A 24,312-nucleotide genomic window follows, 5' to 3' on the forward strand; every position below is an offset into this window, starting at 1 on the left:
CGGCGGCGGGCGCGGTCAGTGGGCGCCTTCACCACTCTCGTAGGGCTCGGGGATCTCGCCGCGGATGACCGCGATGCGCTTGATCAGCTCCGAGACGCCCTGCAGGGCCAGCAGGAAGAAGCCGGCCGGAACGAGGAATTTCGCCGGCCACAGCGGCAGCCCGCCGGCATTCAGCGACTGCTCGTTCTGCTCCCACGAGCGCAGGAAGAACGGCCAGGAATCGACGATCATCAGGAGACAGAAGGGCAGCAGGAAGAACACGTGGCCGAAGACGTCGATCCAGTCGCGCGTGCGCTTCGAGAAGTGCGAGACGACGACGTCGATGCGGATGTGGCCGTTGCGCATCAGCGTGTAGGAGGCGCACAGCATGAAGACGGCGCCGAACAGAAACCACTGGGCCTCGAGCCAAGAATTCGACGAGACCGAGAACGCCTTGCGGATGATGGCGTTGGCCGCGCTGATCAGCACCGCGACGAGGATCAGCCAGCGGGCGGCGAGCCCGATCTTCAGGTTGACGAAGTCGATCGCTCGGCTGAGCGCCAGGAGTGGAGCCACGGGCGTTTTCCCTCTGGTCGGTTCCGGCGGCAGTTTCGCCTTGTCGCGGCCCGGTTTGTAACGAAATTCGGCGGCTCCATAACACACGCTCTCGCGCGGCGCGATGCAAGCGGTCTCGGACTTTCGGAGAGGGTCGGGCGGTTTGATCGGGGGTGTTGCCGAGAGGCCGTCGAGGGGCTGGCGTGTCAGCCGTGCGGGGGCCTCGACCTGCGGCGCGCTCGCCTGTGGGTCGGCCCGTGTTCGCCATCGAGGGCGAGCGCGGTATTGACGAGCGCGAGGTGCGAGAAGGCCTGCGGGAAGTTGCCGAGCTGGCGCTGCTCGCGTGGATCATATTCCTCGGCGAGCAGGCCGACGTCGTTGGTGAGGGCGATCAGGCGCTCGAACAGTGCCTCCGCCTCCTCCCGGCGATGCTGCAGGCAGTAGACATCGGCGAGCCAGAAGCTGCAGGCGAGGAAGGCACCTTCCCCCGGCGGCAGGCCGTCGACGCCGTCGGCGGTGCGGTAGCGCAGCACCAGGCCGTCGGCGTCGAGCTCGCGCTCGATCGCGGCGACGGTGCCGGCGACGCGGGGGTCGTCCGCCGGCAGGAAGCCGACGACGGGGATGAGAAGCAGGCTGGCGTCGAGTTCCTGGCCGCCATAGCTCTGGACGAAAGTGTTGCGGCCGGTGTCGAAGCCGCGCGCGCAGATTTCGGCGTGCAGGCGGTCGCGAACGCCGCGCCAGCGCTCGAGCGGGGCGTCGTCGAGGCCGAAGCGCTCGGCGTCCTTGAGGGTGCGGTCGAAGGCGACCCAGGCCATCACCTTCGAGTAGGTGAAGTGTCGGCGGCCACCGCGCACCTCCCAGATGCCCTCGTCCGGCTCGCCGACGATCGCCTCGAGATGCTCGACCAGCGCCACCTGCAGCGCCCAGCCGGACGGTGCGGGGGCGAGATCGTCGTGACGGGCCTGGTGGACGGCGTCGATCACCTCGCCATAGACGTCGAGCTGCACCTGGTCGGAGGCGGCATTGCCGATGCGGACGGGGGCGGCGCCGAGATAGCCGGGCAGTCCGTCCACCGTCCATTCCGCCAGGCGGCGCTCGCCGGCGATGCCGTACATGATCTGGATCTGCTCGGGCGAGCCGGCGACGGCGCGCAGAAGCCACGCCCGCCAGGCCGTCGCCTCTTCCTCGTAGCCGGCCGCCATCATTGCCATCAGCGTCAGCGTCGCATCGCGCAGCCAGCAGTAGCGGTAGTCCCAGTTGCGCGGGCCGCCCGGCTGCTCCGGCAGCGAGGTCGTCAGCGCCGCGACGATGCCGCCGGTGGGTGCGAAGGTGAGCGCCTTGAGCGTGATCAGCGAGCGCATCACCGCCTCGCGCCAGCGGCCGCGGTAACGGCAGCGCTTCGACCAGCGGAGCCACCACCGCTCGGCCCGCTCGAGCGCCTTGCCGGCGTCGACGGGCTTCGGCAGCGGCCGGTGTGACGGTCCGTGGGCGAGGCAGAACGCCACCCGCTCGCCGGCCGTCACCGTGAAGGCGGCGACGGTGGCGAGGCCATCGCTGTCGAGCGGGACGCCGGTGCGCAGCACCACGGCGTTCGGCCCGGCGATCGCCGACAGCCCGCTGCCGTCGGGCAGCCGCGTCACCCACGGGACCGACTGGCCGTAGTCGAAGCGCAGCGTCAGGTGCATCGTCATGTCGACACTGCCGCTGCGGCCCTCGACGACGCGCACGAGCGAGGAACCGTTGCGCTCGGCGCCGATCGGCATGAAGTCGATCAGCGCGGCGCTGCCGGTCTCGGTCTCGAAGAGTGTCTCGAGCACCAGCGTCTCGCCACGGTAGCGGCGCTTCACCGTGGTGACGGCGCCGGCCGGGGCGATCTTCCAGCGGCCGTGCTCGGAGGTGCCGAGCAGGGCGGCGAAGCAGGCGTCGCTGTCGAAGCGCGGCCAGCACAGCCAGTCGATCGAGCCGTTGCGGCCGACGAGGGCGCCTGAGACGCAGTCGCCGACGAGGGCGTAGTCCTCGATGGCGAGCGGAAGGTCGGGGACTGTGGGAGAATCGGCGGTCATCGCTCTCTCGTCGTTTGCGGGGCGGCGGGGGAGCCGATCGGCGGCCGCGGGCAGCAAACCGGCTCCGGCGCCGGCTGGCAACCCATGATCCGTATGAGGACAGGGCGTAGGGTGGCCGTCACGACCGCGTTAATCGCGCATCGACCGGCCGCTGAGAGCGCGCCGGTGTCGCGATGGGAGCTCAATGAAATGATCCGCCTTTCCACGCTGGTCCTGGCCGCCGCTGCGACCGCCTTCGCCGTCCCGGCCACCTTCGCCGACGACGCGCCGAAGAAGGACCGCACCGAGGTGATGTTCAAGAAGCTCGACACCAACAACGACGGGGTGATCGAGAAGGTCGAGTTCGACGCGCCGCGGGTGAAGATCTTCGAGCGCATCGACAAGGACAAGGACGGCCGCATCACCGTCGAGGAGATCGAGGTGCTGGCCGACAAGCGGGCGAAGCGGGCCGGCTGGTCGGACGAGAAGAAGGCGAAGTGGATCGCCCACATGGGCGTGACGACGCCGCAGGGCGTGACGCGCGAGGAATTCCTGGAGCAGAAGTCGGTGTTCACGCGCATCGACGCCGACAGTGACGGCAAGATCACTGTCACCGAGGTCAAGGCCTACAGCGACAAGCAGGCGGAGCGCCGCGCCAAGCGGGCGGCGAAGCAGGAACAGAAGCAGCAGGCCGCCGCCGCGGCTGGCACCACGACGACGGGTGCCGCCGCGACGGGCACCGCCGCGACCGGCGCCGCCGCCACCGCGGGCGCCGCACCGGCGGCCGATGATGCGGACGACGCCGATCTCGACACCACCCTCGACGCCGACGACGGCACCGACGGCTGACGGACCGCCACCGGCGCGCTCTCCCGGGCGCGCCGGCCGGTGAGGAAATGGAACTTCGCATGCTCCGCACCGTTGCGACCGCAGCCGCGAGCCTGGATGTCGCCGCTCACGGCTTGTTCGTCGGCACGCCGTCGGTTAGGGCGAGTGCCACCGCGACGTTTCGAGGGTCCGGCCCGGTGGCCGGCCGGGGGGCCGAGCTGTCAGCCGTCGAGCCAGACGATCCCGACCTGCCGCTGATCGCCGCCGTCGCCGGTGGTGACCAGCGCGCGCTGGCGCAGCTGGTCCGTCGCCACGGGCCGCGGCTGCGCGCGCTCGCGAGCGGCTACTCGGCGGCGGCGGCCGATACCGACGACGTGGTGCAGGAGACGTTCTTTACGGTCTGGCGCACCGCCGGCCGCTTCGAGGCGCGCGGCGTCAAGGTGTCGAGCTGGATCACCCGCATCGCCATCAACCGCTGCATCGACCTGGAGCGGCGGCGCAAGTTGCGCCGACTGGTGGGCCTGGAGGATGCCGCCGAGGTCCGCGAGACGGCGGTCGGGGCGGAGCGTGATCTCGAGGGCCGGCGCACGCTCTCGGCGGTGCTCGACGACATCCGGACGCTGCCGGCGCGTCAGCGGGCGGCGATCCTGCTCGCCTCCGACGGCGAGAAGTCGAACGCCGAGATCGCCGACGCGCTCGGCGTCTCGCTGGGGGCGGCCGAGCAACTGCTGGTGCGCGCCCGCCGCACGTTGCGCGAGCGGCTTTCGGTGCGCGAGAACAGCCACGCAAGAACAACAGGGGACAGTGGGCGATGACCGGCATGAGCCTCAGCCTCGCGGCCTTCCGCGACCTGCTCGACCGCTACGGCGCCGCGAAGGGCCGCTGGCCCGCCGACGTGCGCGCGGCGGCCGAAGCGCTGCTCGCCAGCGATCCCGCTGCGGTCCGCCTCTTCGAGGAGACGCAGCGGCTCGAGCGACTGGTCGTCGCCGCCACCGCCGCGCCGCCGCTCGACGCGGCCTTCGTCGGCCGCGTCATCGGCCGTATCGACGGCGAGGTCGGCGTGCGTGAGACCGCCTTCCGCTTCACCCGCCGGCTTGCCTTCGCGTCCGCGACGGCGCTGACCCTCTGCCTCGTCGCCGGCGTCGCCGTCGGCCTCGTGGCGCCGGTGCTGCCGGTCGAGGACGGCACCGACATCGCCGTGTTCGTGCTGGGCGGTGCCGACGACGGCGAGACACTGATCGGGGAGATGCTGTGATCATCCGCGGAACCACCGCCGCGGTCGTCGTCGCCGCCCTCGGGCTGTCGCTCGCGGCGAACGTCTTCCTCGGCGGCTACATGATGGCGAAAGCGTCGCGCGACGGCCCGGTGCCGGCGCTCGACCGCGGCATCCTGCTCGGCGGCCACGGTTATCCTCCCCCGATCCGCAGCGCGCTGAAGGCGGAGATGCAGGCCGATCGGGCCGACTTCCGCGACCGCCTGCGCGAGCTGCGGCGCGCGCGCCGCGAGAGCTTCGATGCCATGCGCGCCGATCCGTTCGACGCGACGCGGCTGGCGACGGCTCTGGCTGCCGAGCGGGCGGCGGTGACGCGGCTGCAGGAGGGGGGCCACGCGGTTCTCGAGCGGGTGATCGCCGCAGCCCCCGCCGGCGAGCGGGCGGAGATCGAGCGCGGCCGCAAGGGCGAGGACCGGCGCAAGGACCGCGGCGGCCGCGGGCCGCGCGACGGCCGCGACGGGTCCCAGGGGGACACTGACGGAGCGGCGGGAGACGGGCCGGCGCCGGACGGCGCCGCCGACACGTCGTCACCGGCGAACTAGCGCCCGACCCGACCCGTGACGGTCATCGCCCGTCGATCGCCGCGGCGGCGCATCTTGCCGCGGGCGGCTGCGCAGTTCGCCACCGGTGCCCACATGGCGCCTCGCCGGTGCTGCGCCGGTGGATGAAACCGAGGTCTTCCTGCCGCGATGGACATGCTGTCGGTCACCCCGGTCCCGGACGTCGGAGCGGCGACCCTTCTCGTTGCGACGGTCCTCGGAGCCGGCCTCGTCGAGCCGCTGCGGGCGGGACTCGCGCTGACGATCGCCTTTCCGCTCATCGTCGTCTTCAACCGGATGGGGGAGCGACCGGCGACCGGGGTCGCCCTTGTCGTCCTCGCAGCGGCGGGATGGTGGGCGGCGGAGGCGTGGTCGGCGGCCACCGGCTCGAGCGACGACCGGCGCATCGTCGTCGACGAGTTGGTGGGGGTGCTCGCGGGCGCAGCGATCGCCGGGCGGATGGCACTCGTTCCGCTTGCCGTGTTCAGCATCGCCTTCCTGGCGCTCGACCGGCTGAAGCCGTGGCCGTTCTCGGAAACGGAGGCCCTTCCGGGTGGATGGGGCGTGATGGGCGACGATCTCGTCGTTGCCATCGCCCTCGGGCTCGCGGTGAGGCTGGTGCGGCTGGTGTGGCAGCGGTTTGCCTAAGGCGCGCCGCGGCGCGAGCGCCGGCCTCGCCCGTCAGGCGCCAGTATCGGCGACCAGACCCGCGGCGGTGATGCCGGCGACAGCGCAGATCTCGTCGTTGTCGGAGGTGTCGCCGGAGATGCCGACAGCGCCGAGCACGATCCCGTCCGCCGTCTTCACCAGCACGCCGCCGGGCACCGGAACGATCTTCCCACCCGACAGGTCGCTCAGGGCACCGACGAAATGCGGGCGCTCCATCGCGGCGGCGGCGAGCCAGCGCGAGCCCTGGCCGACGGCGAGCGCGCCGTAGGCTTTCCCGATCGCGATCTCCGAGCGCAGGATCGCGTAGGTGTCCTGGCGCAGGCAGGCGACGAGGTGGCCGCCGCCGTCGAGGCAGGCAACGGCGAGCGGCTTCAGTCCGAGCTCGGCGGCGCGGTCGAAGGCGGCGTCGATGATGGTGCGGGCGACGGAGAGGGTCAGCATCGGCAGGCTCTCACTTCTTGTCGCCGGCGATGGTGTCGAGCCGGCGTTGCATGTCGCTGAGCTGGCGCTTCAGGTCGTCGAGGTCGGTGGCGCCGGGCGCCGGGCGCGCCTCGCCGCCTCCACCGCCGCGCTCGGCCTCGCCCCCGGCCCCGCCGGTTGCGCCGAACGGCAGGAACATCCGCATGGCGCGATCGAAGATCTCGGTGTTGCGGCGCACCTGATCCTCCATCATTCCGAAGGCGGAGGTGCCGAACGGGTTGGTGCCGAAGGCCTTGGCGATCTGCGAGCGGTACTGGTCCTGGTCGCGAGTGAGGGACGACATCATGTATTCGAGGTAACTCGGCACCATGTTCTGCAGCGAGTCGCCATAGAACCGGATCAGTTGCCTCAGGAAGGTGGTCGGCAGCAGGTTGTGTCCCTTGCCTTCCTGCTCGAAGATGATCTGCGTCAGCACCGGCCGGGTTATGTCTTCGCCGGACTTGGCGTCATAGACGATGAAGTCCTCCTCGCTCTTCACCATGGAGGCGAGGTCTTCGAGGGTGACATACGTGCTCGTGCCGGTGTTGTAGAGCCGACGGTTGGCGTACTTCTTGATGATCGTCGGCTGATCGGACTTGGTGACGGGACGTGCCACTGATCACACTCCAAGTAACGGTTTCTCTCCTGCTTTTTTCGGCACGATAGGGTCTCCGGCGGCGGGTGGCTACCGCTTTCTCGGCAGTGCACACAAGCTGCCGCGCTGCGGTTGACAGCGTCGGGAGGCTCCGTCTTGATCGGCCGCAAAGCGAGGGCCGCCGACATGGCCCACACTGCAATGCGCCGGCCTCCTGGAGGCCGAACGGACGGGAGAGCGCAAGACCATGGCTCAGGACGCAATCGTGATCGCCGCTGCGGCGCGGACCGCCGTCGGCGCGTTCAACGGATCCTTTTCGACGGTGCCGGCGCACGTCCTCGGCGCCGCCGCCATCAAGGAGGCGGTGGCGCGGGCGAAAGTGGCGCCCGAGGAGGTCGACGAGGTGATCCTCGGCCAGGTGCTGACCGCCGCTCAAGGCCAGAACCCCGCCCGCCAGGCGTCGATGGGCGCCGGCCTGCCGGTCGGCACCACCGCCTGGCTGCTCAACCAGGTGTGCGGCTCGGGCCTGCGCACCGTCGCTGTTGCGATGCAGCAGATCGCGACCGGCGACGCCAAGATCGTCGTCGCCGGCGGCCAGGAGAACATGACGCTGTCGCCGCACGCCCAGTACCTGCGTGCCGGCCACAAGATGGGTGACGTCTCCTTCATCGACACGATGATCAAGGACGGCCTGTGGGACGCCTTCCACGGCTACCACATGGGCACGACGGCGGAGAACGTCGCCAAGCACTTCCAGATCACCCGCGAGCACCAGGACCAGTTCGCCGTCGCCTCGCAGAACAAGGCCGAGGCGGCGCACAAGGACGGGCGCTTCAAGGACGAGATCGTCCCGGTCACCATCAAGGACCGCAAGGGCGACAAGGTCGTCGACGCCGACGAGTACATCCGCCACGGTACCACCATGGATGCCGTCGCCAAGCTGCGCCCGGCCTTCGACAAGGAAGGCACCGTGACCGCCGGCAACGCCTCGGGCATCAACGACGGCGCCGCGGCGGTTGTGGTGATGCGCGAGAGCGAGGCCGCGAAGCGCGGCGTGCAGCCGCTCGCCCGCATCGTCTCGTGGGCGACCGCCGGCGTCGAGCCGTCGCTGATGGGCACCGGCCCGATCCCGGCCTCGCGCCGCGCGCTCGAGAAGGCCGGCTGGTCGATCGGCGACCTCGATCTCGTCGAGGCGAATGAGGCCTTCGCGGCGCAGGCCTGCGCCGTCAACAAGGACCTCGGCTGGAACCCCGACATCGTCAACGTCAACGGCGGCGCCATCGCCATCGGCCATCCGATCGGCGCCTCCGGCACCCGCATCCTGATCACGCTGCTGCACGAGATGCAGCGCCGCGACGCCAAGAAGGGCCTCGCCACGCTCTGCATCGGCGGCGGCATGGGCGTGGCGATGTGCGTGGCGCGGGACTGAGCGTTCCGCCGGGCCGCGCCGCCATCGGCCGCGCGGCCCGATTGATCCATCCCAAGGACGTCGCTGCGCGCTTCGCGTAAAGGCGGGCGTGCAGACCGGAGGAAGTCGTTCGGGCGGGGCGGCGGGGGGACCGCGGCCTCGCGTCAAAAGGCGGAAAACCGCCAGAGAGGGAAGAGGATATGGCGAGGGTTGCACTTGTCACCGGCGGTACGCGCGGCATCGGCGCGGCGATCTCCACCGGTCTCAAGGCGGCGGGCTTCACGGTCGCCGCGAACTATGCCGGCAACGTCGAGAAGGCGGAGGCCTTCAAGGCGGAGACGGGGATCTCCGTCTTCCGCTTCGACGTGTCCGACCCGGAGGCGGCGGCGGCGGGCGTGAAGGCCGTTGAGGCCGAGCTCGGCCCGGTCGACGTGCTCGTCAACAACGCCGGCATCACCCGCGACGGCACGCTGCACAAGATGACCTTCGACCAGTGGTCGGCCGTCATCCGCACCAACCTCGATTCGATGTTCTGCATGACGCGGCCGCTGATCGAGGGCATGCGCGACCGCAACTACGGCCGCATCATCAACATCTCGTCGATCAACGGCCAGAAGGGCCAGGCCGGCCAGACCAACTATTCGGCGGCGAAGGCCGGCATCATCGGCTTCACCAAGGCGCTCGCGCAGGAGAACGCGCGCAAGGGCATCACGGTGAACTGCATCTGCCCCGGCTACATCGACACCGAGATGGTGCAGGCGGTGCCGCCGAAGGTGCTGGAATCGATCATCGCCACGATCCCGGTCGGCCGTCTCGGCAAGGCCGAGGAAATCGCCTCGATGGTCGTCTATCTCGCCTCCGAGCAGGCGGCCTTCGTCACCGGCTCGGTGATGACGGTGAACGGCGCGCAGTACATCGCCAACGGCTGAGTGCAGCCGGCACCGGGTTCCGCCGCCTCACGGCCGGCGGAACGCGCCGGGGGTGACGCCGATGCGCGCCTTGAAGGCGCGGTTGAGGTGGCTCTGGTCATAGAAGCCGCAGGCCGCGGCGACGGCGGCGGGGGTCTCCCCGCCGGCCAGCAGGGCGCGGGCGGCGCGCACGCGCCGATCGGTCAGGAAGGCGTGCGGCGTCAGGCCGGTCTGCCGCTTCATGGCGCGGATCAGCCGGGTGCGCGGCACCCCGGCGGCGACCGCGAGCGTCTCGAGATCGACGTCCTCGCTGAAGTGCGCGTCGAGATAGGCGATGGCGCGGCGGATCGGGCCGGGCTCGTCGTCGATGGTCGCCGGCGTCGGAGCCCCAGTGGCGTGCCGGCGGATCAGTGCCGTGAAGACGCGGTGCAGCCGCTCGTCGCTCTCGAGCGCGTCGGTGCGACCCTCGGCGCTGCGATGGGCGGCCGCGAAGGCCGCGGCGAGCTCGGGGTCGCGCACCCGTCCCACCGGAAAGTGCAGCGCGCCGGACGATCGCTTCTCGCCGGCGTCCTCGGCCAGCGCCTCCAGCAGACTGACCGTCGGATAGGTCATGCGGTAGGCATAGGCGTCGCCGAACGGCTCGCCGTCGTGGACGTCGCCGGGATTGACGAAGCACAGATCGCCGGGGCCGGCATAGTGGCGCTCGCCGCGCAGCCGGTAGGTCTCGCAGCCCGCCTCGATGATGCCGACGACGAACGTGTCGTGGCTGTGCGGCGCGTAGACGTGGCTGCGGAAGCGCGCCGTCAGGCACTCGAGGTCACGCTGGCGCGGCGCCCGGAAGAAGCGGGCGCGGTCGCCCTGGCCGAGCGGCGCCTCCTTCAGCGCCTGCGGCTGCGTGACGATTCCCACCGCGACCCTCCTCGCCGGGGCCATTTCCCGCGCCTCGTGTCACACGGGCGCTTGAGCCTGGCAAGCGCGAGGTGGCCCGCGCCCCTGGAACAGCCACTGCGCGCCCCGCACGTCCCTCGTCGACGGTTTCATCCTGCGGCTGCAGCGATTAGACTGCCTCCGCGGGGGCACATCGCAATGAGCAAGCCACGATGGACGCACTCGTAGCAGGCACTGCCGCCGCGGTTCGCCGAACCGGCACAGAACCTCACGTCGTCCTCGTGATGATGCCGTTCGGCCCGGCCAAGATGCCGTCGCTGGGGCTCTCGGTGCTCGCGGAGGTGCTGCGCCAGAGCGGCACGACGGTCCGCGTTGAGTATCCGATCCTCGAGTTCTTCAACCGCGTCGGCGAGCGTGACTACGACCTGATCGTCTATGCCTTCGGCAAGCTGTCGCTCGGTGACTGGCTGTTCTCCCGGGTCGTCGACCCGGTCGGCACGATCGAGGATTACCTGGCGCTGTCGGACGTGAGCATCGCACCGCGCCAGCGGGAGGAACTCCGCCGCATCGTCGAGAAGGCGTTGCCGATCGCGGCGGACCTCGTCGAGGAAGCGGCGCAGCGGATCGCCCGGCTCGCCCCGCGGGTGGTCGGCTTCAGCAGCACTTTCCAGCAGCAGATGTCGTCGGTCGCGCTGGCCCGGCGGCTGCGGGAGATCCTGCCGGACGCCATCTTCGTGCTCGGCGGCGCGAACTGCAGCGCGCCGATGGGGGAGGCGATGTTCCGCGCCTATCCCGAGTTCGACGCCGTCGTCGTCGGCCCGGGCGAGATCGCCTTCCCGCGCCTCCTGCAGGAGCTCGGGGAAGGGCGGCGGGACATCCGCATCCCCGGCGTCTACTGGCGCGGCGATGCGACCGACACGGCTCCGCCGGCCGATCCCGGCGTCGCTCCCGAGCCGAAGTTGGACGACCTTCCGTACCCGCACTACGACGATTTCTTCGCCGCCTGGCCGGACGGCGGCGAGGGGCCGACCCTGCTGCCCTTCGAGGGATCGCGCGGCTGCTGGTGGGGCCAGAAGCAGCACTGCGTGTTCTGCTCCCTCAACCACTCGATCCACTATCGCGCGAAGAACCCGGAGCGGCTCTACGAGGAGATCGTCCATCTCAACGAGCGCCATCCCGGCATGCAGTTCTTCGCGACCGACGACATCCTCGACCTGCGCGTGATCGGCTCCATCACCGACAAGCTCGCGGCCCTGCCGCGGCGGCCGAACCTGTATTTTTCGCTGAAGTCCAACATCCGCAAGGACCAGCTCGGCGCGCTCGCCCGGGCGGGTGTCAACGCCATCCAGCCGGGCGTCGAGAGCCTCGCCGACGAAGTGCTGACGCTGATGCGCAAAGGCGTCACCGGCCTGCGCAATATCCAGATGCTGAAGTGGGCGTGCGAGCTCGACATCCGCGCGCGGTGGTCGATCCTCTACGGCTTCCCCTTCGATCAGGCGGCCTTCTACCACCGCCAGACGGAATGGGTGCCGCTCCTGACCCATCTCTCGCCACCGGGCGGGCTGATCGACGTCCGCATCCAGCGCTACAGCCCGCTGTTCACCCAGGCCGAGCATTTCGGCGTGAAGAACCTCAGGCCCCGTCCCGTCTACGCCCTCGTCCACAACGTCGCGCCGGAGCTCGTCGAGCAACTCGCCTACAACTTCGACTGGGACCCGCCCGAGGACCAGAGCCCCTACATCGAGCCGCTGCGCAGGCAGGTGCTCGCCTGGATGACGGCGGGGCAGAGGTCGAAGCCGATCCTCGCCTTTCTCGACTGCGGCGACGGCCTCCTCGTCGCCGACACCCGCGCCGCCGCCGTGCGGCCGCTGCATCGCCTGGACGACCTCGAGCGCGCCGTCTGCCTCGCCTGCGATCAGGTGGTGAAGAGCCACCAGATCCTCGCATCCGTGCGCGAGGCCGGCCTTGCGATCGACGAGGACGGGCTCGAGGACGTGATCGGGCGGCTCATCGAGGACAGGCTGATGATCCGCCACGACGGCTTCCACCTCTTCCTCGCGTGCGAATTGCGCGAGGGGCCGATGGCGGACAGCGAGGCGGGGGAAGCGTTGCGGGCCGAGGCGGCCGGCCGGCGGACGGCCGGGCGGGTCGAGCGGCGGCCGGAAATCTCGCTCGCCGTCTAGCCCGGGTCGAGCCGCATGACCGAGCGGCCGAGGGCATCCGGCCGCCCGAGCACGGCGGTGCGGTCGTATTCTGCCTTGAGGATCGCGAAGACGTCGTCCGGGATCGGCACGACGCGCCGCTCGTCGAGGTGGACGTGCAGGAGCAACTGCTCCGACGTCGCCGACAGGTACCCCTCCGTCCCGTGATAGAGCTCGCCGAACATGACGATGCGCTTCGGATCGAGACCGGCGAGGCGGATGGCGCTTTCGATCGGCGCCCGCGGCGGCAGCTCGCGCTTGTAGACGACATGCACCTCGGCGGTGAAGAAGGACAGCCGCCGCGCCTCGCCGTAGTGCTCGCCGATGCCGAGGTGCCGGAAGAAGGCGTCGAGGTTGCGGTCGAACGCCACGTTGTAGAAGGCCATGTTCATGTGGCCGTTGAAGTCCAGCCACTGATCCTCCACCGTCTGCGGCGGCGGCCGGAAGGGGCTCGCGGATTCGGCTGCGGACATCGGGTTCGGCTCGGACGTTTCGGCGGGCGGCGTCGGGGCGGGCGCGCGGCCCGGCTTTGGCCGCAGGGATGCATTTTGCTAGGGTGCCGTCAACGACGGGCACGAGGTCTCGGGAATGGTCGCGGCGGTGGTGCAGGCGAGGAGCAAGACCGGTGACGAGGCGGTCGCCCGGGCGATCGCGTCGATCGGCCAGCGGCTGGGAGACCGGCTGACGGTCAATGCCACCGTCCGCGAGCAGCACGCCAACGTTTTGACCTGGCTGCCGAACCAGCCGCCGGACGCGGTCGCCTTCGCGCTTTCGACCGAGGAAGTGTCCGAGATCGTCCGGATCTGCGCCGAGCACCGCGTGCCGGTGATCCCGTTCGGCACCGGCACCTCGCTCGAGGGCCACGTCAACGCCCCCCATGGCGGCGTCTGCATCGACCTGTCGCGCATGGACGCCGTGCTGGCCGTCCACCCGGAGGACCTCGACTGCACGGTACAGGCGGGCGTGACGCGCAAGCGGCTGAACGAGCACCTGCGCGACAGCGGCCTGTTCTTTCCGATCGACCCCGGTGCCGACGCGAGCCTCGGCGGCATGGCGGCGACGCGGGCGTCCGGCACCAACGCCGTGCGCTACGGCACGATGCGCGACAACGTCATCTCGCTCACCGCGGTGATGGCCGACGGCACGATCGTGCGCACCACCCGGCGGGCCCGCAAGACGTCCGCTGGCTACGACCTGACCCGGCTGCTGGTCGGTTCGGAGGGCACCCTCGGCATCATCACCGAGCTGACGCTGCGGCTGCAGGGCATCCCGCCGGCGGTCGCCGCCGGGGTCTGCCCGTTCGGTTCGGTCGACGAGGCCTGCCAGACCGTCATCGCCACCATCCAGTCTGGCATCCCGGTCGCGCGCATCGAGCTCCTCGACGAGGACGCCATCCGCGCCACCAACCTCTATTCCAAGATGGACCTGCCGGAGCGACCGACGCTGTTCGTCGAGTTCCACGGCACCGAGGCGGGCGTCACCGAGCAGGTGGCGCTGTTCGGCGAGATCGCCGCCGAGTTCGGCGGCGGCCCGTTCGCGTCAGCGACGCGGGCGGAGGACCGCACGCGTCTCTGGCAGGCCCGACACGACGCCTACTGGGCGGGCCGGGGGCTGCGGCCAGGGGCGGAGGGGTTGTCGACGGATGTCTGCGTGCCGATCTCCCGCCTCGCCGACTGCGTGGCGGAGACGCAGGCCGACATCAGGTCGCTCGGACTGGTGACGACCATCGTCGGCCACGCCGGTGACGGCAACTTCCATGTGCTGGTGCTGGTCGACCGCAACAGCGTGTCGGAGATGGCCGCGACCGAGACCTTCCTCGAGCGGCTGGCGATCCGCGCGATCGACATGGACGGCACCTGCACCGGCGAGCACGGCATCGGCCAGGGCAAGATGAAGTACTTGCCTCGCGAGCTCGGCGCCGGGCTCGAGGTGATGCGGTCGATCAAGCGCGCCCTCGACCCCGACGGCATCCTCAATCCGGGCAAGGTGGTGGCGCCGTCGTGACGGCGCGCGCCCCTGCCGTCAGCGACGGAGAGACCTGCTGAACGCGTTCCTGATGTCGATCGCGGTGGCGGCCATCCTGGCGCTGGTGGCAGCGCTGATCGGCCCCTACTTCGTCGACTGGTCGGCCTACCGGGCGGAGATCGAGGGGCAGGCGACGCGGCTGCTCGGCGCCCGCGTGCGGGTGCTCGGCGATGCGGACCTGAAGCTCCTGCCGACGCCGACGATCGTGCTCGCCGACGTTCGCCTCGGCCCGGAGGGCGACCCCGTCGCCTCGGCCGCGCGCGTCTATGCCGAGATCGAGCTCGCGCCGCTGCTGCGCGGCGAGGTCGAGGTGACGGCGCTCGAGATCGGCTCGCCGGTGCTGCGGCTCGCGCTCGACGCCGAAGGCCGGGTTGGCGACCTCGGCCTGTCGGCCGATCCGGCGGCGCTCGATCCGGCGGACGTCAAGCTCGACCGGGTGACCATCACCGACGGCACCATCGAGCTCGACGACGGCCGCAGCGGCGGGCCGCTGACGGTCGACGACATCGACATGACGCTCGAGGCGCGCAGCCTGCTCGGCCCCTTCAAGGCCGACGGCTCGGCCAGCGTCTCCGGGCTGCAGTCGCGCTTCCGCATCGCCACCGGCGCCGCCGACGGCTCGGGTGCGCTGAAGGTGCAGACCGAGCTCTGGCCGGCGCTGTGGCCGGCGTCGGTGACGGCGGACGGCATCGTCACCACGCCGGACGGCGTGCCCGTCTACGAGGGAACGGTCGCCGCCGTGCGCGTGCTGCCGCCGCAAATGGAGGGGGAGCCGCCGCCGACCGAAGCGCCGGCGCGCGGCGAGGGCCGCTTCCGGCTCGACGCCCGCGGCTTCTCCATGCAGGAACTCGCGGTTTCCTACGGTCCGCCCGACCGGGCCCTCGGCCTCACCGGCCTGCTCGAGATCCCCTTCGGCACCGGCGCCGGCTTCGTCGCGGCGCTGTCGGCGCGCCAGATCGAGCTAGACCGCATGGCCGGGGCCTCGCTCGACGCACCGCCGCCGCCGTCCGAGGCGCTCGCGAGCCTCGTTGGGACGCTCGCCGGTGCGCCGGCACCGCCGATCCCCGGCCGGGTGACGCTCGACACGGCGGCGGTGGTGGCCGGCGGCGGCGTCATCCAGGACGTCCGGCTCTCGGCGGAAACGCGGCCGGACGGCTGGCGGATCGACGCACTCGACGCGGTGCTGCCCGGCCGTTCCGCCCTGTCGCTCTCCGGCGATCTGTCGACCCGAGGATCGCCGAGCTTCGACGGCCGCGTTCGCCTCGCCTCCGAACAGCCGGGCGTGCTCGCCGGCTGGTGGCGCGCCGCCTCCGCCCGCTCGGCGGCGCCCGGCGCGCTCACCGTCTCCGCCGACGTGCGCGCCTCCGCCGGTGGCATCGACCTCTCCGACCTCACCATCGCCAACGACGGGCGGGCGCTCTCCGGCGGCTTCGCCTGGCGACCGTCGAGCGACGGCGGTCGCGGCGGCGTCGATCTCGAACTCGCCGGCGAGCGTCTCGACGTCGACGCCCTGACGACCTTGACGACCCTCGTCGCCGGCGCCTCGCCGGCCGGCCTCATCGCCACGGTGGACGGCGACCTGTCGCTGCGCCTGCGCGCCGACGAGGTGGGCGTGCGCGGCTTCACAGGCCGCGGCCTCGACCTCGTCGCCGCCCATGCCGACGGGGCGCTGACCATCGAGCGGCTGCGGCTCGACGACCTCGCCGGCGCCGCTGTCGACGCCTCCGGCCGCATCGCCGACCTCGCCGCGACGCCGTCCGGGGCGATCACGGCCAGGCTCGGCGCGCAGCGCCTCGACGGCGTCGCCGCCCTCATCGCGGAGCTTGCGCCCGGCACCGCCTTCGCCGAGGCGTTCGCGCGGGCGGCGCCGTCGCTGTCGCCGGCCGACCTCACCGCCGACATCGCCGCCGCTCCGGACGGGTCCGGCGTCTCGGCCACGCTTACGCTGAAGGGCACCGCCGGCGGCGCCCAGGTCGGCGTCACCGGCAGTTTCGAGGGCGACGTGGCGGCCTGGCGCGCCGGCTCCTACGAGGTCGCGGCCACGGCGTCGGGTGTCGATGGCGTGCGGCTGCTCGGCCAGCTCGGCGTGCCGGTGCTGCCGATCGCAGCCGGCGGCGACGGGCGGCTGTCGCTCACCGCGACAGGCCGGCCGGCCGACGGGCTCACCGTGGCGCTCGATCTCGAAGCCGGCCCGTCGCGGCTCGACGTCGAGGGACGGGTGCGGCTGCCGGAGACCGGTCCGATGGAAGCGAGCCTAGAAACGGCCCTGTCGAGCCCCGACCTCACGGACGTCGCCCTGGCGCTCGGCCGCATCGTGCCTCTGTTCGAGGGCGGCCTGCCGGTCGAGCTCTACGGCCGCATCGAGGGACTCGGCACCGGGCTGTCGCTGCAGGGCGTCTCGGGCACAATTTCCGGCGTCGCGGTGTCGGGCAACGGCGCCCTCGACCTCTCCGGCCGCCGGCCGCGGCTGACGGGCGACCTGACGCTCGCCGAGGCGGACCTCGCCACGCTCGCCGAGTTCGGCCTCGGCGCTGACGCCTTCACGCCGGTCGGCGGGGAGGCGGGGTGGTCGCAGCGGGCGTTCTCGCCCGGCATCGCCGATGGCCTCGACGCCAACCTGTCGCTGGCGATCGATCGTCTCGCCATCGGAGCCTTCCCGGTCAGCGGTGCCCGTGGCCGCTTGCGGCTCGACGCCGAGGGGATGCGCATATCGGAGCTCTCGGGCGGCTTCGCCGGCGGTCGCCTCGACGGCGCGCTGACCATCCGCCAGGCGGGGGGTGCCGCGACGGTCGGCGGCCGTATCGCCGTCACCAACGCCGACCTGTCGTCGCTCGTCTGGCAGCGCGACGGTGCACCGGTCGCGACCGGCACCCTCGACGCCGCCCTCGAGCTCGAAGGCCAGGGACGCTCGGCGGCCGCGACGGTCGCGACGCTCGCCGGCAACGGCTCGTTCTCGATCCGCAACGGGACGATCGCCGCCGTCGACCCGGCGGCCTTCGCCACCACGCTCGCCGCCGCCGACGACGGCCTGAAGCTCGACGAGCCGTCGGTGCGGCGTGTTTTCGAGGAGAGCTTTGGCGCGGGCCGGCTGGTGTTCGGCGACCTGTCCGGCTCCGTCACCGTGGCGGCGGGCGTGCTGCGCCTGCCGAGCCTCGTCGTCGAGAGACCGGACGCCGAGGTGCGGGGCACCGCCTCGGTCGACCTCGCGGCGCAGACCCTGTCGGCCGACTGGACGCTGTCGGTCGCCGCCGGCGAGCGCGACCTCAAGGGCGTCTACCCCGCCGCCTCGCTGCGCTTTTCCGGCCCGATCGCGGCGCCCGTGCGCTCGCTCGACGTCACGCCGCTCGTCGCCTTCCTGACGCTGCGCGAATCCGAGCGTGAGGCCCGTCGCGTCGAGGCGCTGGAGGCGGAGGTCCGGGAACTGCAGCGCCACGACCGCGACCTTCGCCGCCTGCGCGAGGACGCTGAGCGCCGGCGGCGCGAAGCCGAGGAGGCGGCGCGCCGCGCCGAGGAGGAGCGGCTGCGGGCGGAGGAGGAAGCGCGCCTGCGCGCTGAGGAAGAGGCAGAGCGGGTGGCGGCGCAAGAGGCTGCCCGCCGGCAGGCCGAGCAGGACCGCCTCGAGTTGGAACGCCTCGTGCGCGAGGCGGGGGATGGGCAGCCGCCACTCGACGGCACCTCACCGCGAGAAGCGCCCGCGGAACCGATGCAACTGGTTCCTCCGGCGCAGTAGCGGCGACGCTTCGGTCACACTTTTCCTCGCGGCTGGCGGCGCTGGCATCTTGCCGCGGCCTCGAAATTTCGCGTAAGGGTTGAAACGAGACCCACCGCTTCATCAAACGGTATCGCGGACGCAACATGCGCAAGCCAACTCTAGTCGCGCTGGCTATCCTTTGTGTGCAGACCCTGTCCGTCGTCCCGGATACCGCCCGAGCGGCGTCCAGCACGGTGACGATCGAACTTGATCCGAAATCGAATACGGGTCTTCGCCCCAAGAGCGGTTGGACCAATCTCGACAAGCCGTCGGTTCTGGGCAAGGCGCCTGCTGGTGCAATGGTCGAGGTCGTCAACGGCAAGAACGTCCTGTGCAGGACAAAGGCCTCGAAGTCCGGCGCCTGGACGTGCAAGATCGGTCCTCTCGCGGACCGGTTCTACACGCTCTATGCGCTCTCGGGTAAGCTTGTCAGCAAGCCGGTTCGAGTCCTTGTCGATACGAAGCCGCCGAAGCCTCCGACTTTCTATCCTTCTTACCCGCGGGGGTTCACCTCCGCGGACGGCAAGTCGAAGGTCTACATCGCCGATTCCGGACGGCTGTCCCTCGACGGTGTCGCATCGGAGTGTGGTGAAGTGATCCTCACCCGGGGCCGCCGAACCATCGGCCGGGTCGACAGCAACTGTGGCTCATGGGGGAAGGAAGTCGATCTGGCGTCCGGACTGCACGACTTCAGCGCCGTGCTTGTCGATGCCGCTGGCAACCGCAGTCGCGCAGTCGGGGTCACGCTTTTCGTCGAAGCATCTCTCCCCCGAACGCAATTGGCTGAAATCGGTGGCAATACCGGCGTTCAGTTCTTCAGTTCCAGCAGCCCCAAGGGCGCACAACTTTCAATCGCCTCGGCTGGCGACGTGAACGGTGATGGCCGCTCTGACGTCGTGATGGGAGAGAGTGCATTCATCCTTCAGGTGTCGGGCTCCTGGAAGGCCAAGGCCCATCTTGTCTTCGGTTCGTCCAAACTCCCGAAGTCGCCCGTCGATGTCGATACGCTCAAGGAAGGCCAGGCAGTCGAACTGCTGACGCCGGGGCGCCCCTTCAACATGGGCTTGAGTGTTTCCGGAGCCGGCGACGTAAACGGCGACGGATTTGACGATCTCCTGATCGGCTGGCCGACAGGGTCGCCCCTGGGTCGCGAGGACGCCGGCGTGGCCTACGTCGTCTTCGGTGGCGGGAACTTGCCGCGGACGCTGCACCTCGAGACCCTCGATGGGGCGAACGGCTTCAGGATCGCCGGGCCCTGGGCCGGGAGCCGCCTCGGTGGAACGGTCATCGGCGCGGGGGACGTGAATGGGGATGGGCTCGGCGACATCGCCGTGGTCACCGCGCGCCCCAACGAGAAGCCGGCTCGTCCGCACAACGGTGTGACCATCGTCTTCGGCCGCGACACGGGGTTTCCGCCTGTTCTCGATCTCGCGCACTTCCGGGCCGAGGACGGCTTCGACGTGACCGGGTTTTTCGGCTCGGCTGACGTCTCGCCGACGCTCGCAGCCGGAGACTTTAACGGCGACGGCTTTTCCGACGTCGCTGCCGGCTATCGGTTCACCGGTGAAGGCCGTGGTGACCTCTATGAGGCGGCCGGTCGGATCCTCGTCGTTTTCGGCGGCCCGACCGGAAAGCTGAAGTCCGGTTCTGTCGACCGGCCCGCCGACGCCATCGACGCCCTGACGATTGACGGTCGCTTCGGTCACCCGGATCCGCGCGCGAATTTGGGGGCCAGTCTGGCGGCTGGCGACTTCAATGGCGACGGCGTCGATGATCTGGCCGCTTGCGGTCAAGCCTGCGCCAATGCCTTTATTTTATATGGCGGCAGGACGTTCCGTAAAGGGTCGATGAAAATCGACGAACTGAAGAACAAAGATGGGTTCGCTTACGCAAATCTGCTGGGGTATGCCCGTATGGCAATGAACAGTGCGGGCGACGTCAATGCCGATGGTCGAGACGATGTCCTCATCAGTGATTTCGAAAGCGAGGGCGTGGTTCAACTCGCGTTCGGTCAGCGGAAGATGAAGCTCCCCGTCTGGCCGATCACCCCCGCATTTGATGACGAAGGACGGATGTTCAGTGGCGCCAATGGCGACGCGGCCGGGACGACGCTCAGCCCCGCCGGTGACTTCAATGACGACGGCGTCGAAGATTTCATGGTGAGTACATCCTACGTGTATCCAAGAAAGCGGACGCCGCGTGCGATCGTTGTATTCGGCGTGCGTCAGGAGAAATAGATGCGCGCTCATCTCCAGTAGTTTACTTCTAAGTCGTTTGAGAAAAGAAGATCGCGATCGGTCAGCCTGAAGTGACTGGCCGATGGCGCTGTGCACAGGCTCCGATGAGTGTTGCCTTGGAGTCCGGAGGGTAGTGGGGAGGGGGCTGTCGCACCCTCAAGCCTGGGCCGGCGACGGTCTCCGGGCTTAGCCGGCCGGCACCCCCTGCGGTCTTGCCGACAGGACAGCCACGCGAACGGCAGACGCCAATCCACGTTCCCCGCGGCCTCTGTCGATCTCGGCGACGAGGCGGGGAAGGCTCATCCCACGTATTGCTGCCAGTTCAGCAAGGCCGTCCCAGAACTCCGGCTCGAGCGCCAGACTGGTGCGGTGGCCTTCCAGCGTCAGTGATCGCTTCTCGAGCGGCATGGCGGCGTCCGGACGCTAGCGGCTAGTCGGGTTTCGGGGCGCCGCTGTCGCGCGGCTGCGGGGCGGGTGGAACGGATGACGGACCAGTTGCTCGGTCAGAGGCGACCCCAACCGACGGGCCAACTGACGGTTCGGATGACGGGCCGAAGGTCGGCCCGGAGGCCGGTCCAGGGGACGAACCAATTGCCGGGCCGTCCAGGCGGTGAGCCTCGACATCGCGCTCGGCCTTCTCGGCGCGGGCGCGGGCGAGGGTCTTCTCCGCCTTGCTCAGCCCATGCGCCGCCCGCGCCTGTGCCGCGGCCTCGGCGGCCGCGTCACGGGCCTTGCGCTTTCGGGCGAGGCGGAGGTTGACGATCTCGGCCACGGGCGGTCCCTCCGGTGCGGTCAGAAGCCGGTGAAGAGCAGGTCGAGCGCCCGCACGATGGCGTCGCGGTGGTGGGCGAGGTTGGTCTCGACCCGGCCGAGGCGATGGTGATCGATGGCGAAGAGCTCTGGCATTGAGACGATGTAGGCACCGCCTGCCACCGTCACCTCGGGCATCAGGATATCCAGACGTTCGACCGTGCTGGCCTTGAGCAGAGGCGCCACGATCCGCAGACGCAGCGGCGCCACGGCATCATGCTGGATGTCCACGAGATAGGGAGCCTGCGCCGCGCCGCGTCCGATGTTCCGGTGAACGTCGAACTGCATCAGCCGTAGCGGCGCTCGTCGTCACCGATCGTGCCACGATCGTCGACCTGACGGTTGAACGACGAAATCGCCTCGCGGTTGCGGTCGGCCCAGGCGGCCTGCTCGGCGATCTTCAACTGTTCGGCGATGCCCCGGGCGGCCGCCGCTCCGAGGTCGACTCCCAACCGCTCCGCCCGGGAAACGAGCGCCGCATCGAGCGACAAGTGCACAGCCCGCGTGTTCGCCATGGGGTGACCTCGCATCGCCACACGCCGGAGTTTGGACCCTCGTGCGGAGGCGTCAAGCGCTTCTGCTCACGTCTTCTTGCGGAAGGCGTCGAGCGAGACGACGGCGGCGGTGGGAGCCGGGGTGTCGACGGGAGCATCGGCGGGGCCTTCCCCCTCCGCCGCGGCGGCGGGTTCCGCCTCGGGCGCCGGCTTCGGCGCGGCCGTGGTCGGCACGGAGGCGCGCGCGGGGGCCTTGGCGGGCTGTGCCGGCTTCTCGGGCTGGGCGACGGTGCGCCCCTCGCTGCTGGCGAGCGCCGGCTTCGGTCCGCTCTCGGCCGGCGCCGTGTCGTCGCCCTCGGCGGCGTCGGGGTTGCGGGCCGGATCGAACTGCAGGCCGAACTGCACCGACGGGTCGAAGAAGCCCTTCACTGCGGTGAACGGGATGACCAGTCGCTCGGCGATGCCGCCGAACGACAGCGTCACTTCGAACTGGGTGTCGGTGACGACGAAGTCCCAGAACTGGTGCTGCAGGACGACGGTCATCTCCTCCGGGTATTTCTGGCGGATGCGCGAGGAGAGCCGCACGCCGGGCGCCGCGGTGTCGAAGGCGATGTAGAAGTGGTGTTCGCCCGGCAGGCCGGCGCGCGCCGCCTCCGCCAGCACCTTGCGCACGACGGAGCGCAGCGCTTCCTGCACCAGCACGTCGTAGCGGATGATGTCTTCGGCCATCGCGTCTCGCCCGGTTGTCGAACCTGTCGCCCCCACCCGCGCGATACCACAGGGCACCGCACACAGGAACCGCGCCGGCGGCCTGAGCGCCACGAAAATGCGGCTGCGACGACGTGCGCCGCCATGCGGGGAGACGGAACAGGAGAAGGAGAAGTGAGGGCTTCTGTTGCCAGGTGCCCTCGGACCCCGCCTTTCCGGTGCGACCCGGGAGGACTTAGATGAGGTTATCGGACCGCATTACGCGGCCAGACGGGCCTCGGCATAGTTGTCATTGGCAACTATAGAAAGGTCCGATAACGGCGGTACCATGCCGGGCGAACGAACGACCTTTACACCCTCGTCGATCCTATTTCGCCCCCACCGAAATCCACACGAGATCATGGACTTGGGTGGAGGCGCCGGGTACCGCCCCCGGGTCCGATAGGCTTATTACGACGCCGCTGTATCGCCATAGCCGGCCGAAGCCGGCAACGGGAATATAGGGGGCGGGGCGGCGGACGGGAAGGGGGCGAGGACAGAAAGACGGGGGAGAGGGGAGGGACGGCGTGCGCCCACCGCCCATGTCGCATCCGTTCAAGGCCGTCGCCGAAACAATGCTCGCGCGACGGGCTGGGCGGCCGCATGATCGCTTGTCGTCCGGGATGGGGTCAGCGCGCCGATGCAGAAGTTCTCCGCCCTCTCGCTCTTGGCGAAGGCGTTCGGTGGCCATCAGGGCTGGCAGCCGCAGTGGCGCTCGCCTGAGCCGAAGCCCGCCTACGACGTCGTCATCATCGGCGCCGGCGGCCACGGGCTCGCAACCGCCTTCTATCTCGCGAGCGAGCACGGCATTCGCAACATCGCCGTACTGGAGAAGGGCTGGCTCGGTGGCGGCAACACCGGCCGCAACACCACGATCATCCGCTCGAACTACCTCTTCGACGAATCGGCCGCCCTCTACGACCACGCCGTGAAGCTGTGGGAGGGCCTGTCGCAGGCGCTCAACTACAACGTCATGTACTCGCCGCGCGGCGTGCTGATGCTCGCCCACAACATTCACGACATCCAGTCGTTCAAGCGCCACGTGCACGCCAACCGCCTGAACGGCGTCGACAACGAGTGGCTGACGCCCGAGGAGATCCAGGCCTTCGTGCCGGCGCTCAACGTCTTCGGCAAGGTGCGCTACCCGATCCTCGGCGGCGCCCTGCAGCGGCGCGGCGGCACCGCCCGCCACGATGCCGTCGCCTGGGGCTACGCGCGGGCCGCCGATGCGCTCGGCGTCGACATCATCCAGAACTGCGAGGTCACCGCCATCCGCCGCGGCGCCGACGGCGCGGTCGAGGCGGTGGAGACGAGCCGCGGCACCATCAAGGCCAAGAAGATCGGCGTCGTGGCAGCCGGCAACACCTCGGTGGTGATGGGCATGGCCGACGTGCGCATGCCGCTCGAGAGCTATCCGCTGCAGGCCCTGGTGTCGGAACCGATCAAGCCGATGTTCCCGTGCGTGGTGATGTCGAACACCATCCACGCCTACATCAGCCAGTCCGACAAGGGCGAGCTCGTCATCGGCGCCGGCACCGACGCCTACACCTCCTATTCGCAGACCGGCGGCCTGCACATCACCACCCACACGCTCGACGCCATCTGCGAGCTGGTGCCGACCGTCCGGCGGATGCGGATGCTCCGGAACTGGGGCGGCATCGTCGACGTGACGCCGGACCGCTCGCCGATCATCGGGCTGACGCCGGTGCCGGGCCTCTTCGTCAACTGCGGCTGGGGCACCGGCGGCTTCAAGGCGACGCCGGGCTCCGGCCACGTCTTCGCCCACACCATCGCCCGCGGCACGCCGCATCCGATCGCCGCGCCATTCGCCCTCGACCGGTTCAAGGCGGGCCGACTGATCGACGAGGCGGCCGCCGCCGCCGTCGCGCACTGAGGGGCGTCCC

The 24,312-nt window shown here is 70.3% G+C and carries 23 protein-coding genes and 1 other RNA gene; 12 read left to right on the forward strand and 12 right to left on the reverse strand.

What is annotated here, in order from left to right:
• Window positions 1–15: 15 nt before the first annotated feature.
• Both RUR49_RS24690 and RUR49_RS24695 read right to left on the reverse strand, forming a co-directional pair.
• A complete protein-coding gene (locus RUR49_RS24690; protein WP_409149169.1) occupies window positions 16–555 on the reverse strand; it encodes a TRAP transporter small permease subunit in 540 nt (179 codons plus the stop codon).
• A gap of 185 nt (window positions 556–740) precedes the next feature.
• On the reverse strand, window positions 741–2,597 hold the full coding sequence (locus tag RUR49_RS24695; RefSeq protein ID WP_409149171.1) for a glycoside hydrolase family 15 protein: 1,857 nt from the start codon (window positions 2,595–2,597) through the stop codon (window positions 741–743).
• Window positions 2,598–2,786: 189 nt separating this feature from the next.
• Between RUR49_RS24695 and RUR49_RS24700 the strand changes: the two genes are divergently transcribed.
• The 5 genes from RUR49_RS24700 (at window position 2,787) to RUR49_RS24720 (ending at window position 5,864) form a co-directional block, all read left to right on the forward strand.
• A complete protein-coding gene (locus RUR49_RS24700) occupies window positions 2,787–3,425 on the forward strand; it encodes an EF-hand domain-containing protein (RefSeq protein ID WP_409149173.1) in 639 nt (212 codons plus the stop codon).
• A 59-nt stretch (window positions 3,426–3,484) separates the two neighbouring features.
• The gene (locus tag RUR49_RS24705) at window positions 3,485–4,219 is read left to right on the forward strand and encodes an RNA polymerase sigma factor (RefSeq protein ID WP_409149174.1); all 735 of its coding nucleotides are present in this window, start codon (window positions 3,485–3,487) and stop codon (window positions 4,217–4,219) included.
• 5 nt (window positions 4,220–4,224) lie between these two features.
• Entirely contained in the window at window positions 4,225–4,659 is a 435-nt protein-coding gene (locus RUR49_RS24710) for a hypothetical protein (protein WP_409149176.1), read from the forward strand.
• Window positions 4,656–5,219 (forward strand): periplasmic heavy metal sensor, encoded by a 564-nt coding sequence (locus RUR49_RS24715; protein ID WP_409149177.1) that lies wholly within the window; start codon window positions 4,656–4,658, stop codon window positions 5,217–5,219. The genes RUR49_RS24710 and RUR49_RS24715 overlap by 4 nt, the downstream gene beginning before the upstream one ends.
• Before the next feature lie 147 nt (window positions 5,220–5,366).
• Complete coding sequence (locus tag RUR49_RS24720) at window positions 5,367–5,864, forward strand: phosphatidylglycerophosphatase A (protein WP_409149179.1); 498 nt, start codon at window positions 5,367–5,369, stop codon at window positions 5,862–5,864.
• A gap of 33 nt (window positions 5,865–5,897) precedes the next feature.
• Here RUR49_RS24720 and RUR49_RS24725 read toward each other — a convergent pair whose 3' ends face one another.
• Both RUR49_RS24725 and phaR read right to left on the reverse strand, forming a co-directional pair.
• Window positions 5,898–6,332 carry a GlcG/HbpS family heme-binding protein gene (locus RUR49_RS24725; RefSeq protein ID WP_409149336.1) on the reverse strand — a complete coding sequence of 145 codons (435 nt, stop codon included), beginning with the start codon at window positions 6,330–6,332 and terminating at the stop codon, window positions 5,898–5,900.
• Between the two features lie 4 nt (window positions 6,333–6,336).
• On the reverse strand, window positions 6,337–6,960 hold the full coding sequence (phaR, locus tag RUR49_RS24730; RefSeq protein WP_409149181.1) for a polyhydroxyalkanoate synthesis repressor PhaR: 624 nt from the start codon (window positions 6,958–6,960) through the stop codon (window positions 6,337–6,339).
• Between the two features lie 226 nt (window positions 6,961–7,186).
• Between phaR and RUR49_RS24735 the strand changes: the two genes are divergently transcribed.
• Both RUR49_RS24735 and phbB read left to right on the forward strand, forming a co-directional pair.
• Window positions 7,187–8,368: an acetyl-CoA C-acetyltransferase gene (locus RUR49_RS24735; RefSeq protein WP_409149183.1), complete on the forward strand. Its 1,182-nt coding sequence runs from the start codon at window positions 7,187–7,189 to the stop codon at window positions 8,366–8,368.
• 179 nt (window positions 8,369–8,547) lie between these two features.
• Window positions 8,548–9,276, forward strand: a complete 729-nt coding sequence (gene phbB / locus RUR49_RS24740; protein ID WP_409149185.1) for an acetoacetyl-CoA reductase — start codon at window positions 8,548–8,550, stop codon at window positions 9,274–9,276.
• Window positions 9,277–9,303: 27 nt separating this feature from the next.
• Here the strand turns inward: phbB and RUR49_RS24745 are convergent, their stop codons facing one another.
• Complete coding sequence (locus tag RUR49_RS24745; RefSeq protein WP_409149187.1) at window positions 9,304–10,164, reverse strand: AraC family ligand binding domain-containing protein; 861 nt, start codon at window positions 10,162–10,164, stop codon at window positions 9,304–9,306.
• A 191-nt stretch (window positions 10,165–10,355) separates the two neighbouring features.
• Between RUR49_RS24745 and RUR49_RS24750 the strand changes: the two genes are divergently transcribed.
• Window positions 10,356–12,326 carry a RiPP maturation radical SAM C-methyltransferase gene (locus tag RUR49_RS24750; RefSeq protein WP_409149188.1) on the forward strand — a complete coding sequence of 657 codons (1,971 nt, stop codon included), beginning with the start codon at window positions 10,356–10,358 and terminating at the stop codon, window positions 12,324–12,326.
• Here the strand turns inward: RUR49_RS24750 and RUR49_RS24755 are convergent.
• Window positions 12,323–12,817 (reverse strand): thioesterase family protein, encoded by a 495-nt coding sequence (locus tag RUR49_RS24755; RefSeq protein ID WP_409149190.1) that lies wholly within the window; start codon window positions 12,815–12,817, stop codon window positions 12,323–12,325. The genes RUR49_RS24750 and RUR49_RS24755 overlap by 4 nt on opposite strands.
• A gap of 115 nt (window positions 12,818–12,932) precedes the next feature.
• On the opposite strand from RUR49_RS24755, the gene RUR49_RS24760 reads away from it, so the two are divergent.
• The 3 genes from RUR49_RS24760 to RUR49_RS24770 all read left to right on the forward strand — a co-directional run bounded on the left by RUR49_RS24760 (window position 12,933) and on the right by RUR49_RS24770 (window position 20,357).
• Complete coding sequence (locus RUR49_RS24760; RefSeq protein ID WP_409149192.1) at window positions 12,933–14,348, forward strand: FAD-linked oxidase C-terminal domain-containing protein; 1,416 nt, start codon at window positions 12,933–12,935, stop codon at window positions 14,346–14,348.
• A gap of 52 nt (window positions 14,349–14,400) precedes the next feature.
• A complete protein-coding gene (locus RUR49_RS24765; protein WP_409149194.1) occupies window positions 14,401–18,099 on the forward strand; it encodes an AsmA-like C-terminal region-containing protein in 3,699 nt (1,232 codons plus the stop codon).
• A gap of 125 nt (window positions 18,100–18,224) precedes the next feature.
• On the forward strand, window positions 18,225–20,357 hold the full coding sequence (locus RUR49_RS24770) for an integrin alpha (RefSeq protein WP_409149196.1): 2,133 nt from the start codon (window positions 18,225–18,227) through the stop codon (window positions 20,355–20,357).
• A 186-nt stretch (window positions 20,358–20,543) separates the two neighbouring features.
• Here the strand turns inward: RUR49_RS24770 and RUR49_RS24775 are convergent, their stop codons facing one another.
• The 6 genes from RUR49_RS24775 to ssrA all read right to left on the reverse strand — a co-directional run bounded on the left by RUR49_RS24775 (window position 20,544) and on the right by ssrA (window position 22,898).
• The gene (locus RUR49_RS24775; protein ID WP_409149197.1) at window positions 20,544–20,765 is read right to left on the reverse strand and encodes a ribbon-helix-helix domain-containing protein; all 222 of its coding nucleotides are present in this window, start codon (window positions 20,763–20,765) and stop codon (window positions 20,544–20,546) included.
• A gap of 22 nt (window positions 20,766–20,787) precedes the next feature.
• Window positions 20,788–21,129, reverse strand: a complete 342-nt coding sequence (locus RUR49_RS24780; protein ID WP_409149199.1) for a DUF4169 family protein — start codon at window positions 21,127–21,129, stop codon at window positions 20,788–20,790.
• A 20-nt stretch (window positions 21,130–21,149) separates the two neighbouring features.
• Window positions 21,150–21,455 carry a CcdB family protein gene (locus RUR49_RS24785; protein ID WP_409149200.1) on the reverse strand — a complete coding sequence of 102 codons (306 nt, stop codon included), beginning with the start codon at window positions 21,453–21,455 and terminating at the stop codon, window positions 21,150–21,152.
• Window positions 21,455–21,682, reverse strand: coding sequence for a type II toxin-antitoxin system CcdA family antitoxin (locus RUR49_RS24790; RefSeq protein ID WP_409149202.1), 228 nt, complete (start codon window positions 21,680–21,682; stop codon window positions 21,455–21,457). Before RUR49_RS24790 ends, RUR49_RS24785 begins: the two co-directional genes overlap by 1 nt.
• A 66-nt stretch (window positions 21,683–21,748) precedes the next feature.
• Window positions 21,749–22,390, reverse strand: a complete 642-nt coding sequence (locus RUR49_RS24795) for an SspB family protein (protein WP_409149204.1) — start codon at window positions 22,388–22,390, stop codon at window positions 21,749–21,751.
• Window positions 22,391–22,542: 152 nt separating this feature from the next.
• Window positions 22,543–22,898: a transfer-messenger RNA gene (gene ssrA, locus RUR49_RS24800) on the reverse strand.
• Between the two features lie 150 nt (window positions 22,899–23,048).
• Here ssrA and RUR49_RS24805 point away from each other — a divergent pair.
• Window positions 23,049–24,302, forward strand: a complete 1,254-nt coding sequence (locus tag RUR49_RS24805; RefSeq protein WP_409149206.1) for a sarcosine oxidase subunit beta family protein — start codon at window positions 23,049–23,051, stop codon at window positions 24,300–24,302.
• Window positions 24,303–24,312: the final 10 nt, after the last annotated feature.

This window comes from Pseudoxanthobacter sp. M-2, assembly GCF_046156265.1.
Taxonomy (GTDB): Bacteria; Pseudomonadota; Alphaproteobacteria; order Rhizobiales; family Segnochrobactraceae; genus CAMDHY01.

What these genes read in the sequence shown, in the direction of transcription:
- RUR49_RS24695 (WP_409149171.1), bottom strand. Translation starts at nt 2,597, where the DNA reads ATGACCGCCGATTCTCCCACAGTCCCCGACCTTCCGCTCGCCATCGAG.
- RUR49_RS24700 (WP_409149173.1), top strand. Translation starts at nt 2,787, where the DNA reads ATGATCCGCCTTTCCACGCTGGTCCTGGCCGCCGCTGCGACCGCCTTC.
- RUR49_RS24705 (WP_409149174.1), top strand. Translation starts at nt 3,485, where the DNA reads ATGCTCCGCACCGTTGCGACCGCAGCCGCGAGCCTGGATGTCGCCGCT.
- RUR49_RS24710 (WP_409149176.1), top strand. Translation starts at nt 4,225, where the DNA reads ATGAGCCTCAGCCTCGCGGCCTTCCGCGACCTGCTCGACCGCTACGGC.
- RUR49_RS24720 (WP_409149179.1), top strand. Translation starts at nt 5,367, where the DNA reads ATGGACATGCTGTCGGTCACCCCGGTCCCGGACGTCGGAGCGGCGACC.
- RUR49_RS24735 (WP_409149183.1), top strand. Translation starts at nt 7,187, where the DNA reads ATGGCTCAGGACGCAATCGTGATCGCCGCTGCGGCGCGGACCGCCGTC.
- phbB (WP_409149185.1), top strand. Translation starts at nt 8,548, where the DNA reads ATGGCGAGGGTTGCACTTGTCACCGGCGGTACGCGCGGCATCGGCGCG.
- RUR49_RS24750 (WP_409149188.1), top strand. Translation starts at nt 10,356, where the DNA reads ATGGACGCACTCGTAGCAGGCACTGCCGCCGCGGTTCGCCGAACCGGC.
- RUR49_RS24755 (WP_409149190.1), bottom strand. Translation starts at nt 12,817, where the DNA reads ATGTCCGCAGCCGAATCCGCGAGCCCCTTCCGGCCGCCGCCGCAGACG.
- RUR49_RS24760 (WP_409149192.1), top strand. Translation starts at nt 12,933, where the DNA reads ATGGTCGCGGCGGTGGTGCAGGCGAGGAGCAAGACCGGTGACGAGGCG.
- RUR49_RS24765 (WP_409149194.1), top strand. Translation starts at nt 14,401, where the DNA reads ATGTCGATCGCGGTGGCGGCCATCCTGGCGCTGGTGGCAGCGCTGATC.
- RUR49_RS24770 (WP_409149196.1), top strand. Translation starts at nt 18,225, where the DNA reads ATGCGCAAGCCAACTCTAGTCGCGCTGGCTATCCTTTGTGTGCAGACC.
- RUR49_RS24775 (WP_409149197.1), bottom strand. Translation starts at nt 20,765, where the DNA reads ATGCCGCTCGAGAAGCGATCACTGACGCTGGAAGGCCACCGCACCAGT.
- RUR49_RS24785 (WP_409149200.1), bottom strand. Translation starts at nt 21,455, where the DNA reads ATGCAGTTCGACGTTCACCGGAACATCGGACGCGGCGCGGCGCAGGCT.
- RUR49_RS24790 (WP_409149202.1), bottom strand. Translation starts at nt 21,682, where the DNA reads ATGGCGAACACGCGGGCTGTGCACTTGTCGCTCGATGCGGCGCTCGTT.
- RUR49_RS24795 (WP_409149204.1), bottom strand. Translation starts at nt 22,390, where the DNA reads ATGGCCGAAGACATCATCCGCTACGACGTGCTGGTGCAGGAAGCGCTG.
- RUR49_RS24805 (WP_409149206.1), top strand. Translation starts at nt 23,049, where the DNA reads ATGCAGAAGTTCTCCGCCCTCTCGCTCTTGGCGAAGGCGTTCGGTGGC.